The sequence below is a fragment of the Rothia nasimurium genome (assembly GCF_928382285.1).
GTDB lineage: Bacteria > Actinomycetota > Actinomycetes > Actinomycetales > Micrococcaceae > Rothia > Rothia nasimurium_E.
The window spans coordinates 382,282-395,045 of record NZ_CAKMSS010000001.1; the positions used below are offsets into that span (position 1 = coordinate 382,282).

General features: G+C 57.7%; 10 protein-coding genes. 6 read left to right on the forward strand and 4 right to left on the reverse strand.

All coding sequences use genetic code 11. From position 1 onward, the window contains the following. Positions 1 to 29 precede the first annotated feature (29 nt). The 3 genes from L6758_RS01600 to L6758_RS01610 all read left to right on the forward strand — a co-directional run bounded on the left by L6758_RS01600 (position 30) and on the right by L6758_RS01610 (position 5,332). Entirely contained in the window at positions 30 to 359 is a 330-nt protein-coding gene (locus L6758_RS01600; protein ID WP_083092831.1) for a metal-sulfur cluster assembly factor, read from the forward strand. Between the two features lie 341 nt (positions 360 to 700). After that, positions 701 to 3,895: a fibrinogen-like YCDxxxxGGGW domain-containing protein gene (locus L6758_RS01605; RefSeq protein ID WP_237204896.1), complete on the forward strand. Its 3,195-nt coding sequence runs from the start codon at positions 701 to 703 to the stop codon at positions 3,893 to 3,895. 177 nt (positions 3,896 to 4,072) lie between these two features. After that, complete coding sequence (locus L6758_RS01610; protein ID WP_237204897.1) at positions 4,073 to 5,332, forward strand: FAD-dependent oxidoreductase; 1,260 nt, start codon at positions 4,073 to 4,075, stop codon at positions 5,330 to 5,332. A gap of 90 nt (positions 5,333 to 5,422) precedes the next feature. Here L6758_RS01610 and L6758_RS01615 read toward each other — a convergent pair whose 3' ends face one another. Then, a complete protein-coding gene (locus L6758_RS01615) occupies positions 5,423 to 7,636 on the reverse strand; it encodes a phospholipase D family protein (protein ID WP_237204898.1) in 2,214 nt (737 codons plus the stop codon). A gap of 165 nt (positions 7,637 to 7,801) precedes the next feature. Here L6758_RS01615 and L6758_RS01620 point away from each other — a divergent pair, with 165 nt between their 5' ends. Next, complete coding sequence (locus L6758_RS01620; RefSeq protein WP_237204899.1) at positions 7,802 to 8,494, forward strand: hypothetical protein; 693 nt, start codon at positions 7,802 to 7,804, stop codon at positions 8,492 to 8,494. Further along, positions 8,478 to 9,581, forward strand: coding sequence for an XRE family transcriptional regulator (locus tag L6758_RS01625; protein ID WP_237204900.1), 1,104 nt, complete (start codon positions 8,478 to 8,480; stop codon positions 9,579 to 9,581). The genes L6758_RS01620 and L6758_RS01625 overlap by 17 nt, the downstream gene beginning before the upstream one ends. Before the next feature lie 218 nt (positions 9,582 to 9,799). Here L6758_RS01625 and L6758_RS01630 read toward each other — a convergent pair whose 3' ends face one another. The 3 genes from L6758_RS01630 to L6758_RS01640 all read right to left on the reverse strand — a co-directional run bounded on the left by L6758_RS01630 (position 9,800) and on the right by L6758_RS01640 (position 11,493). Next, entirely contained in the window at positions 9,800 to 9,985 is a 186-nt protein-coding gene (locus L6758_RS01630; protein WP_272878730.1) for a type II toxin-antitoxin system RelE family toxin, read from the reverse strand. 77 nt (positions 9,986 to 10,062) lie between these two features. Then, complete coding sequence (locus L6758_RS01635) at positions 10,063 to 10,317, reverse strand: type II toxin-antitoxin system Phd/YefM family antitoxin (protein WP_237204901.1); 255 nt, start codon at positions 10,315 to 10,317, stop codon at positions 10,063 to 10,065. A gap of 381 nt (positions 10,318 to 10,698) precedes the next feature. Beyond that, positions 10,699 to 11,493, reverse strand: coding sequence for a MerR family transcriptional regulator (locus L6758_RS01640; RefSeq protein WP_237204902.1), 795 nt, complete (start codon positions 11,491 to 11,493; stop codon positions 10,699 to 10,701). Between the two features lie 56 nt (positions 11,494 to 11,549). On the opposite strand from L6758_RS01640, the gene L6758_RS01645 reads away from it, so the two are divergent. Beyond that, positions 11,550 to 12,698, forward strand: a complete 1,149-nt coding sequence (locus L6758_RS01645; protein ID WP_237218602.1) for a helix-turn-helix domain-containing protein — start codon at positions 11,550 to 11,552, stop codon at positions 12,696 to 12,698. Positions 12,699 to 12,764 lie beyond the last annotated feature (66 nt).

Genomic DNA, 12,764 nt, shown 5'->3' on the forward strand with positions numbered 1-12,764 from the left:
CTGTCTCAACCGAGAGGACGGACACCACCATGGCAGAAGCACCCGCTGGTGCCCCCAGCCAAGAGGCCATCGAAGAGGCCCTCATGAACGTGATTGACCCCGAACTGGGCGTCAATATCGTTGATCTGGGTCTGCTCTACGGTATGCGCTGGAACGACGAAGGCGCTCTCGTGCTCGACATGACCCTGACCACCGCCGCCTGCCCCCTGCAGGACGTCATCGAGGAACAGGTTCAGCAGAACCTGGAAAACATGATTGATGAGTGGCACGTGAACTGGGTTTGGATGCCCCCGTGGGGCCCCGAGCGCATTACCGAGGACGGCCGCGACCAGATGCGAGCCCTGGGCTTCAACATCTAAGGTAATTTAGACATAAATTACCAGGACGCCGCCCCGCGCCCTCCCTGCACAGAGGCAGGGGAGTGCGGGGTGGCGCCCTCGTTTTAAAATCTGTACTTGTGCTGATGTGGCAGGTTCCACAGCTAGCTCTTTTTCTCGGTCAAGATCAGCTGCCGACTGTGTAGGGGCTTTCACTTGGGCGTTTAACCTGACCAGTTTTAATTTGTAGGCTACTTGGTGGTTCGTAGCCCCAGCAATGACTACATTACGGAGCAGGTTAAGAAGGTTCAGCAAACCCTAAGCTTAGATGTACACATCTTGCACACCCCGCACCAGCGGGAAGCTCGCATACTAGGGAATACATGGAACACAAAGACACTTCGGCGCGCCCGTCGAAGCGCGCAACAGCGCGCGATTTTTGGGCTGCCACGCGCACCCAGCTCACAGCCCCCTTCTCACTCAAAAAACCCAATCTGGCCACCAAAGCTGGGGTAGGCGTCCTTGCCCTGGCCACCGCAGTAACCGTGCTGCCGGGAGCAACCGCATCCGACACCTACACCCCCGACGGCAAAACCAGCGAAACCGCAGCCGCCAGCTGCTGGGAAGCCAAGCAGACCGACCCCGCCGCAACCAGCGGCACCTACTGGCTCTGGACCCCGGAGATGGCAGCCCCCGAACAGTTCTACTGCGACCAGGAAACTGACGGTGGCGGCTGGGTCATGATCGGCCGCGGCCGCGACGGCTGGGAAGAAAACTACAACGGCAAGGGCAAAGCCTCAGAGCTTTACACCAACCCCGACGGCACCGACGCCTTCACCCCCGTGCAGCTGCCCTCCACCACGGTCGATGCCCTGATCGGCAACAGCAAGGTGTCTGACCTCAAAGAAGGCTTCCGCATCCGCCGCGCTGCCAACGCCGAAGGCACCAAATGGCAGAATGTTACCGCCACCCGCGCCAACGCCACCGACTGGACCTGGGCCCTCTCAGGCACCCAGACCTGGCGTGACATCAAATTCCGCGGCGATTCACCGACCGTCACCAGCTCCAACCGAAACTTCTCATCGCTGACCGGCCAGATGATGAAGCCGGTACTCTCCATGTACCAGGTCAACTTCCTGGGCACCAGCGCACAGGGCTGGCGCATGGGCTTTGCCTACGGCCCCATTGCCCGTGGCGCCGATAACGCCACCACCCACCTCTGGTCCAAGACCGGTGCCAGCCCCCTGCCCTTCTCCCAGGTCTTCCTGCGCCCCAAGCTGACCCAAGCAGACCTGAACCTGAGCGACTACGCTGACGCTGGCGCGTCCGCCTCCACCCGCCGTGCCCTACCCAACTCCTACTCCGCAAAGGTCACCTGGCGCACCAGCGACACCACCGGCACCGGAACCCTGGGCGAGCTCAACACCTACGTGCAGGCCATCACCCAGGTGGGTAACACCGTCTTCACCGGCGGCGACTTCGCCTGGGTAGAAAACGCTGCCACCGGTGAGAAGGTTCAGCAGAAGTTCCTGGCAGGCTACGACGTAACCACCGGTGAACTTGTGCGCACCTTCATGCCCACCTTCAACGGCCAGATCAAGGCCCTAGAAGCCCTGCCCAACGGCACCCTAGCTGTTGGCGGTGAGTTCACCGAGGTCAACGGCGAAAAGGTTACCGGTCTGGTCATCCTTGACCCCGTAACCGGTGCTATCGACCGCACCTACAACTTCGGCATCGAAAACCGCGGTGCAGGCTCCATCACCAGTGCCCGCACCCTGGATGTGCAGGGCGACTACCTCTATGTGGGCGGCGCCTTCTCCCATGTGGTCAATACCGAAACCGGCGCTACCGGCTACTCCCGCAACGCCGGCCGCTTTAGCTTCAGCCAGAACGGTCCGGACGCCAACTGGCGCCCCTACCTCAACGGCACCGTCAACGGCCTCTCAGCAGCAGATGACGGGGCAACCGTTGCCGCCGCAGGCTACTTCTCAGAGGTCAACGGCACCAAGACCTGGAAGCTAGCCCAGCTCAACACCACCGACGGCAACATTGCCAAGGCATGGACCTGGGAGCCGTCCTTCCCCACCATCCAGCGCCAGGGCTACCAGAACGACGTTGAGGACGCCGGCTCTACCGTCTGGGCTGCCGGTTCAGAGCACATCATCCACCAGTACGCCAAGAACACCATGAGCCGTCTCTACTCGGCTATCACCATCGAGGGCGGCGACTTCCAGGACCTCTACGAAGACCAGAACAATAAGGTCATCTACGGTGCCTGCCACTGCGGCAACTACATCTATGAAGGCTCTGGCACCTGGATGCAGCCCTGGACCAACAAGGGCTTCTTCAACCTGCAGTCCATCCGCCTGTCTGCCGCCTTTGACGCAGAAACCGGCCGTGTGATTGGCGAGTTTGCCCCCAATCTGCGCGGCCCCCGCGGTGACGGTGTCTGGGAGCAGTTCGTTGACTCCACCGGTACCCTCTGGCTGGGCGGCGACATCAACCGCTCCCAGGGCGCTAACGGCATGCAGCAGACCGTAGGCTTTGCCCGCTTCGCCCCGCGCGATGTGACCGCCCCCGCCGCCCCGCGTTCGCTGGCTGTGAGCACCGACGGTGCCACCGACGTCCTGACCTGGCCCTCAGCCGGTCGCAACGTCACCTACCAGGTGCTGCGCGATAACCGCGTTATCGCAACCACCACCGACACCACCTACTCGGTAGCCCACACCGATGACGCCCGCTACTTCGTGCGCTCCGCGGATGCCGCAGGTAACTTCTCAGCCTCAACCCCCGTTGCTGTGGCACAGAAGACCGAGCAGCCTGTAGCTCCGGTGGAGCCCACCGCCGAACCTACTGTTCAGCCCACCGCTGAGCCTACCGCTGAGGTGCCTGCCGAGCCTACCCCGACCGCCGAAGCAACCACTGAGGCCCCTGCCCCGGTAGAGCCCCCGGTTGTGGAAGAGCCCGCTCCCGCTGAGCCCGAGCGCCTTGCTGAGGCTCCTGCCAACGGTACCGTCATCAACAACCCCGCTCCCATTGAGCCGTTTGCTGTACCGGCTGAAAACTCTGAGCCTATTCTGGCATCTGGCGATGAGTGGAAGATTGCCTTCGGCCTGAACGCCTGGCAGGGGCTGGACTCCACCTGGCGCGCCACCGACTACAAGTACGATACCGCCAAGTGGTACACCACCTACTCCTCTGTAGGCTGGGGTGAGCCGCGTGTGGCGACTATGTACCAGTTCTCATCCAGAGCTCAGCCGGTGTCGATGATGCTGCGCAAGGAGCTCAACCTCAACCTGGCAGCGGGCCAGAAGCTGGTGCTCACCACCTACGTGGATGACGGCATGATGATCTGGGTCAACGGCAAGGAATACACCCGCCAGAACCTGATTTGGGGTGCCCTGCCCACCTACACCGCCACCCGCGCTGTGGACTTCGGCGCCGCCCGCACCACCCCGCTGGTCATTGAGATTCCGGCCTCTGACCTCAAGCAGGGTAAGAACTCCATCGCGGTGATGGTCAACTCCAACACCAAGGGTGCAGCAACCACCTTCGACATGATCGGTGAGGTGCGCTAACCCAAAGCTAGAACTTGTCCTAGCCCCGAAAACTCCCCGCGAGCAGACGAACTCTATCTGCTAGCGGGGAGTTTTTTCTCTGCGAAATTGCTGGGCAGGTGCCCGGGGCGGACGCCTGCCGGGAGTAAGGTAGACAGGGTAAGATCCGTAATCGACTTTCATACAAAAGGAGATCTGGTGGAAGAATTAACCGTCGATGTGCTGGTACTGGGCTTTGGTAAGGCGGGTAAAACGATTGCCATGAAGCGTGCAGCTGCCGGCGATAGGGTAGCGCTGGTTGAGCAAGACCCTGCCATGTACGGTGGCACCTGCATCAATATTGGCTGTGTTCCAACCAAGTTCCTGCTGGAGCAGACCCACCTACACCGGGATTTTCCTGAGGCTCGCGATGACCGTAATGGTTTCATTGCCCGACTCAACGCCGCCAACCAGAAGATGGTGGAGGGTAAAGGCGTACTGCTACTCGATGGGGCTGCCCGGTTTGTTGATTCTTCTACTGTGCAGGTGGGGGAGCAGGTGCAGGTGAGCGCTTCAACCATCATTATTAACACCGGGGCTAGCTCGGGTGTTGAGGTGGGCGGACGCCTGCACGACTCCACCAGCATCCAGCAGCTTGAGAGCACCCCGGCTTCTCTCGCCGTAGTTGGCGGCGGGCCGATTGGTCTAGAGTTCGCTACCATGTTCTCTGGCTTTGGTAGCAGGGTCACCATCTACAAGGGGGAAGGGGACTTCCTACCTGCCCTCGACCGGCACATTGCCCAGGCTGTGCGCGAGCACCTGGAGAACCAGGGTATAAACATCGTTGACCAGCGTATTGCAGTTGAACAGGCTAGCGAACAGCTTGACGATGAGGCTATTCTGGTTGCGATCGGCCGCCGCCCTCTAGTTGCCGGGCTCAACCTTGAGGCAGCCGGGGTCGAGTACACCGAGAAGGGCATCCAGGTCGATGAACACTGCCGCACTAACGTGGAGGGTATCTATGCGGTGGGGGACGTAACCGGCGCGCCCCAGTTCACCTACGCGTCCTTTGACGACCATCGCATCGTGATGTCGCACCGTTGGGGCGACGGATCTCGTACCCGCACCGGTCGCCTGCTGCCCACCACTACCTTTATTGACCCGCCGCTATCCACCGTGGGGCTGACCGCCGAGGCTGCCGGCCACAATCACGAGACTGATGTGCGCGAAGCTAAGATTGCAGATCTGGCGATTGTGCCCCGCCCCAAGATTATGGGCCGGCCAGAGGGTATTGCCCAGTTCGTTCTCGACCAGGAAACCAACCAGATCCTGGGTGCCACCCTCTGGTGCATTGACTCCCAGGAGCTGATTAACACGGTAGCCCTGGCCATGACCCAGAAGATCCCGGCCGCTGCGGTCGGTGAGGGCATCTACACCCACCCCTCGACCTCTGAGGTGTTCAACGCGCTGCTGGCTTAGGCGAGCGAGCGTGCACCAAATCGCCGAGCGTGCGCCCGATAGGTGCACGCTCAGCGATATGACGCACGCTCGGTTAGAGCGCAGCGGAGCCTACCGCCGCCACAGCCGCCCCCACCCGCGTGAGCGGGCTTCAGCGTCCTGAATCTGCCGGGTCAACAAAGCAACCCGCTCAGCCTCTAACTCCAACCTCAGCTCGGCCTTCTCCCGCTCAGACCTCTCCCGCTGCGCTTCGAGCAGGGCGAGGGTGTGCTCGCTCTTGGTCACCACATTGAGCGGGCTGCGCTCGCGGTAGCCGGCTAGCAGGGGATCGCCCAGATAGGCGTCAGTGCGCTCGATGTTCAGCGTGATGGCCTTAGGGGTTGCCTCTAAAACGCAGTCGGCGGGCAGAATAGAGCGAAATTCAATCATCTCTTCTTTCTGGGTCTTGTTGAAGGTGCCGGTTGCCTCCCAGGCAGAGCGCAGGACGGACGCTACCTCAGGGCTGTGCGCGCTGAAGGCTAGGGCGTCCTTGGCGTGGGCCTGGTGGATGGTGTCGGTGATGATGCCGCGGGCGATTTCGTCGCGGTAGCTGTAGGGGGTGAACATTTTGGCGGGAAAGGCCGTTTCTAGCCCAAAGCGGGCCAGGGTTTCTTGCAGAATCTCGGCGGTGAGCCAGACCCAGTTGCGTGAAAAACGCTGAATCTCGTGGGCGGTCAAGTGGTCGAGCCGCTGGCTGAGGGTGTAGACCACGTGGCGGTAGAGGTTGTTGTTGACCGACCCCGCCAGGGAGGTGAAGTTATAGACCTGCTGGTCAGTGGGCTTGTAGTCGCTGGTAATAGAGATGTACCAGACGCGTTTCTTGATGGCTTCTTGCAGCACAGCCCCGTCGGCGTTTGAGGTCAGAATGATGGTTCCCTGCGGGCCCTCAAACCCGTTGGAGCGCAGGTTGGCCCAGTGCTTGATTTTGCCCTGCACCGTTGCCCCGTTCAGGAACTGGGTGCCCACCTCGTCGATGATGAGGGGTGAGACTTCGCCCGATTCCATGTAGCTGTTCATATAGTTGATTGACCCGGTTTTAGAGCCGTAGGTGGTTTTGAGCAGTTCTTCGGCCAGCAGGGGAGAGTAATCACCGATGAAGGGTTTGAGGTAGTCGTCAACCATGGTGGTTTTACCTGATGACCCAGACCCCAAAATAGCCAGGAGAACGGGGATTTTGTCGGGGTTTTCACCGGTTTCCATAACCAGGTGGCGGATGCGCCAGAGCACCGGGGCCGTCATGGCAAAGAGGAAGGCACTCAGGGCCTGGTGGGATTCATCGCGCATCTTGTTGTCCCGGTAGGAGAGCACGATATCGACGAAGGTGGAGGCGTCGCGGGCGGTGACTTCTGCGTCAGTGAGCGGTGAAAGTTCCTTTCCTTCGTGGTTGATGAGCAGGGTACCGTCGTCGGTGGCAACCCAGCGGGGTTGCGCACCCGTGATGGGGCTGGCGTCCGCCGGGGTGACCTGCCTTTGTTTGAGGTGCACGGTCTGCAGGGCCTTGGTCGCGGCGGCGGGGGTGCGCGGTTTACCGGCGGGGGTGTAGGTGGCTTTGAGGGTGTGCAGGACGACGGGGTCACCCAGCTGGTAGGTTGTGGTCACGCTCTCGGGGGTGGCTGTATCGGATTTTTCCTCGCGCAGGAGCTGGCCGATGGTTTCGCGGTGCTCGGTGGGTAGGCGTTTGGCGTCCTTGATGATGCGGGTATCGATGATGCTGGTGCGTTGCTCGGCGGTGCTGGCCTGCCGAAATTCCTTCATGGTGCTGCGGTCGAGATAGTCGGTGGCTTCTACCTCGAAGTTTTGGGTGAAGAGCTCAGTGTACTCGCGCAGGTAGGCGGTGTCGGCGGGGTCATCGAAACGACCCCGGTAGAGGGTGTTGTGCTCGTGGTTTTGGGTCATGGCCGGCCGGGTGAGGTTCATGGACCCGGTGAGAATCGCAAACTCGTCGGCCGATGTGAGAATGAAGTATTTGGAGTGAAAGAGCTTATCGGCGTTGTATTTGAGGTGGACTCGGCCGCTTTCGAGGGCATCGAGCAGGGGCTCGCTGGCGGTTTCTAGTTCGTGGACGCGCCGGGTTGGGTCGAAGATTTGCCGCAGCAGGCTGCCGGTTTTGGCTTCTTCTAGGCCCAGAATCAGCTTGACCTGCTCGAACCTCTGGCTGAGCTGGTCAATCGTGGCGAAGGACGAGACGAAGCTGACCCCGTGGAACTCCGTGTAACCTGCCGTGAGCTCCCAGAAATCCGGCCCGTAGAGCATGGTGCGGGTGTTGAGGTCGAAGACGGTGAGCATGATAGTACCTCTCGTAGAACAGTGGATAAGTTGATTACAAGTGTGAGAGAAAAACCTTATACGCGGGTAAATTTGAGGTAAAACGAAGGTCAATAACTTCCGGTTTTTTACCTTTTAATGAGAGGATGGTTTCACTATATTAGTAGGCCAAGTAAGGAGTGGGTTATGCCCCAGATTGATGTTCTTCCGATTGAGGGCCTTCCCGAGCCCGTAAACGCTAGAGTGTTTACCGGTGCAATTGCCTTGAGTCGATTAGTTGATTTAGGGGTTGACTTCCAGGTGCTTGAAGACGCTGTCTTAGCAGGCCACAACGGGTCCCAACTAGCTACAGCACAACATGCTTCTACCGCTGCAGGGACGTATCGCTGGCATGAAACTCTAGCTTCTTTACGTCAGAGTCTGGTACTTCAAGAATGGGAAGCAATTGATGAGAAGAACGCCCCTCGAATTGTTAGCCCTAATCGGCAGATATCACTCATGGTGGCTACGGGCACCGCTCAAACAGGCACAAAGAAATCGCCGTCTAACGCAACGCCCAAGGGGGTAATGACTGAAAGAGATGTGTGGAATAACCGGCACTCAGACCAGCAGACACTCGATGGACTGGCTGATTTGCTATCAGAGCCAATGCCGGTAACCTGGGTACTGCTGTACTTCTACAGTAAAGCAAAGAACCATATTCGCGTGGAGCTCTCACAACCTGCCCCTGACGGTTTCAAGGACGGCTACATTAGGGTCTGGAAAGAACGAATTATTCTGCCCACCCTAGAATTTGGTTCTGAAGAGCTTCTCCTAGATGCTCAGCCAGATTCCACCCCCGATATTGATTTCTTGATAGGCGATGCAGAAGCAAGTTAGCACAATTGACCCCAACCGTGTAAGGGCTGCACGAGAATCTGCAGGCCTTACAAAAGTACAATTAGCTAATTTTTTGCAGGTTGAACCCCGAACCATCAATACCTACGAAAACGATGGGGCACCAGCAAAGCACGCTAGCTCACTAGCGGCTGCGACAGATCGGCCTCAAAGTTTCTTTACGGGTTCCCCTTTCGAACTCATTAGCCTAGACGACGTCTATTTTAGGTCTGCTAAGAAGGTTTCTAAGAAATCCAAGTACGAAAGCACTTCGCTAGGTGCAATTGGCATGGAGTTCTTTGAGCACTTTGTGAAGCCTTATCAGTTACCTCAGGTAGATGTTCCAACTTTTGATAACACTGAGCCTCAGATGGCAGCCCAGCAACTGCGTATTCTCTGGGGGTTGGGCGAACAACCTCTACCTAATCTTGTGCAGCTTTTTGAATCACGGGGTATTCGTGTGCTGTCCTTGCCTAAGGCAGCTGAGAAGCTTGATGCTTTTAGCCACTGGTACCCAGATGGCCAGCCCTATATTTTTCTTAAAACGAGTAAAACAGCTGAGCGTATGCGCTTTGATCTTGCTCATGAACTTGGGCATTTGGTGTTGCACTCACGGGGCTCCTATCTTGCGGAGCGGGATGTCGAAAAAGAAGCTGATAGGTTTGCTTCTGAGTTTCTCATGCCTGCTCGCGCTATTCGGGCTGAAATGCCACGCTCCGCGGGCTTGGACTCTATTTTTTCCTTGAAAAAGAAATTCCGGGTATCTGCTATGGCTATGAACTACCGTGGCGGTGAGCTTGGTATTTTGACTGAGTGGGGTCAGCGTCAGAACTACGTTTCCCTTAACAAACTCGGGTATAAAACGGGGGAGCCTGACGGCTATAAGCCTGATCGTTCTCGGGTGATTCCGCATATTGTGGCGGACATGCGTGAGAAGGGTAAGAGCATTGCGGTGCTCGCGGCAACGGTAGGTGTGACCATGCAAGAGGTTAACGGTTTTACCTTTGGCGAGGTGATGGCTCCTATTAAGTCGGTGGCGACCTCAGTTGAGAAGAGCCCTGCGGGCAGGCCAGCTTTGCGGGTGCTATAGCTGAGGTGCTGTGAGTGCTTTTTAGTCGCCGGTATTCCCGTCGATATTCTCTCGGAGCAGGTCGGCATGACCCAGGTGCCTGCCCCATATAACGCACGCTCGGTTAGGGAAGAGACGGTTGCTAGTCCCCGGTGGGGTTAGCCAGGTCCACCCCGCCAAAAGCTGGGCCTCAGCCTCGATGATGTCGCTAAGAACTTCGCTGATTTCGGGTCCGCTTTCTATTTTTTATAGACTTCTCGCCGGTGACCGATTGTTAGAACCAAGATGATGAGTCGTCCTTCTTCGACAGCGTAGATTACCCTGTAGTTGCCAACTCTAAGCCTGAGTTCGCCGTCTCCTCCAATTATTTTCTTGATTCCTGGCGGGTATGGGTTTGAGGCAAGCTCTTGGATTTTCTTGGCGATGCGGGTCTAATCGTTTCTATTGATTTTGCGCAGTTCTTTTGCTGCTGAAGGTTTGAAGGTAACTGAATAGTTAGCTGTCATGAGAGCTTAATGCCGAGCTCATCCATGAGCTGGTCAAAGGGGATTTCGTCTTCTTCTTGGCGGGCTTGACGGGCTTTAGCAGCATCAAGTTTGTCTTCGAGTGCTTCGAGTGCTTGATCGAAAAAGACGGGGGAGACAAGGACGGCTCGGCGGCGGCCTCTGCTTTCGATGGCAATGGGCTCTCGCTGTACTTCATCAAAGTAGTGGCCGAGGTTCTTGCGAAATTCTGCTGTTCCGGTAGTTGTTGTCATGTACTAAATGTACATTATGTACAGGGTGAGGGCTATGGCTGAGCAAGAATTTTTTCCCGCCAGTAGTCCTCAACGAACCAGAGGTGCCCGGCCATACCGGCTAGGGTCATGCTGCTGGGGTGCAGGGGCTGCAAAGGACGCTCTCACCCAGGCAGGTGCCGTCCGCGCCCCGGAGCTTACGCAAGAATATCCCCTGTTGAAAACGGATATAGCCAAGCACCAGCTCTTTTTCGGAGCCGGTCAGGGGCAGGTCTGTATAGGGCATTTTTATAGGCTCAATTTACCGGCGGTACAACGAACGTGCGTCATATCGCTGAGCGTGCGCACTGTCGGTGCACGCTCAGCGATATGACGCACGCTCGGTTAGGGGAGATGCTGTAGTTAGTCCCAGGTGGGGTTAGTCAGGTCCACCCCGGCACGTTCAGCCTCTGCCTCGATAGCATCAGCCAGCCACTGGGCTAGGCCCGGCTGCTGGGACTCGTAGTAGCTGGTGAACCGCTCATCGGTAATATAACCGCGCGAGATCAGGTAGTGCTTGGCGGGGGTGACGGGGAAGAACTCGCTCAGCAGCTGACGGTGGGCGTGGACGAGTTCGCTCGCCTCGGTGCCGTCCGTCGGCAGGTTGCGGCGCACGGCATCCGCTAGTTTTCCGTCCAGCTCAGCGGCGCGATTCTTGTAACCGGCCCAGTCGGCCTGACTCCAGCTTGCGGTGCGCTGCTGGCTGATGGCCCAGTCATCTGTGCCGGTGTAGCGTTCCTCAGCTTCTGCCTGGTAGCTGGCAAAGTTGGCATCGCCGAGAACTTCGCCGATTTCGGTGAGGGTGAGTTTCTTGTTCGTCATTTCGTGCTCCATGAGGGTGTCGATAGCAGTGACCATAGCGGAGAGCTGCTGTTGCTGCTCCATGAGGGCCTGGCGTTGCCTGCGGAGGTGCTCCAGGCTGGTTGAGCTACTGGCCAGGGCTTCTTTAATGTCGGTGAGTTTCATGCCGGTTGCCCGGTAGATAAGGATCCGTTGCAGGGTCGCAATATCGTCGGGAGTGTACAGCCGATAATTCGACCAGGTACGCTCAGCAGGGGCAATGAGCCCGAGGGATTCCCAATGGTGCAGGGTGCGCACCGTGACACCGAGCGCCTGCGCTACTTCCCCTACTGTGTAGAGGCTTTCTTGATCCTTCATGTTTCCATTGTGGGGTCTAACGTGGCGTGAGGGTCAAGCTCGAACTAAGTTAGATATTGACCGTAGCAAAATTCCTGATATTGGTGGCGGAGACGTTGAGTTCCAGATTGCATAGCAGTTACCCTGAGCGTGTTGCCCTCGCCCGTAAGAGGCGGGGGCATACCCGTGTGTCTTTGGCACAGGTGCTAGGGGTAACTGACCGTACTACTCAAAAATATGAAAAAGAGGGTGCGCCAGATTCTGCAGTCGGTCAGTTAGCTCAAGTTCTTGGATACCCGGTTGAGTATTTTTCACGCCAGCCGCAGGTTGCGGTTGAGGTTGACGGTGTAAATTTTAGGGCTGGCCGTGCTGCTACTCGCAGTGCGCGTGATTCTGCCGTTGCAGCAGGCGTTACCGGTATTGAGGTCATGCAGTGGGTGGAGGATAAGTTCACCCTACCTTCAATTGTCGTGCCCTCATTCGAGGGAATAGCCCCAAGGGTAGCTGCTCAGTTGCTTCGTGAGGAGTGGGGGCTAGGTACTAAGCCCCTGCCGAATTTGGTGCAGTTGTGCGAGTCGCGGGGTATTAGTGTGATGGTGCTTCCAGATGCTGCCATGCAGGTTGATGCTTTCTCGCTCTGGTATGAGGGTAAGCCTTTTATTTTTATTGCTCGGCAGAAGACGCCCGAGCGGGCTAGGTTTGATATTGCTCATGAGCTGGGGCATCTTGTGCTGCACCGGTTTGCTCCTGTTGATGATTCTTTGGCTGTGCAGGAGCGCGAGGCGGATGAGTTCGCGTCTGCTCTGTTAATGCCTGAGTCGCTGTTGGCTGAATATCTCCCCCAGAATGCTTCAGTGGACCATCTTGTAGAAGCTAAGTACATTTTTCAGGTATCTGCCTTTGCCTTGGCAACCTCTTTGCATAAGAGTGGGCGGATGACTGATTGGATTTACCGCAAGGTGTGTATTGAGCTAACACGCCGGGGGTACAGGGATGGCGAGCCTGAGGGCATGGGAGCCTTTGAGCAGTCCAGGCTTTTCCCACAGGTGTTCACTGCTGATAAGGGCGGTGCTGTGACGGCTGAGCGTATTGCTGTTGATCTTGCGGTGCCCGTTGATGACGTGCTGACTTTGACGTTTAGTTCTCGTCTGCGCCTGGTGCAGGGGGAGGGCAAGGCCGAAAAGCATGGTGAGAGCGGACGCCCGGCCCTGCGTGTAGTACGTTAAGTTGAACCCTGATCTGTTAATAGTTAGGGTGTATGTGCAATTTCGGTTGTTGTCTTGCCGGGGTTA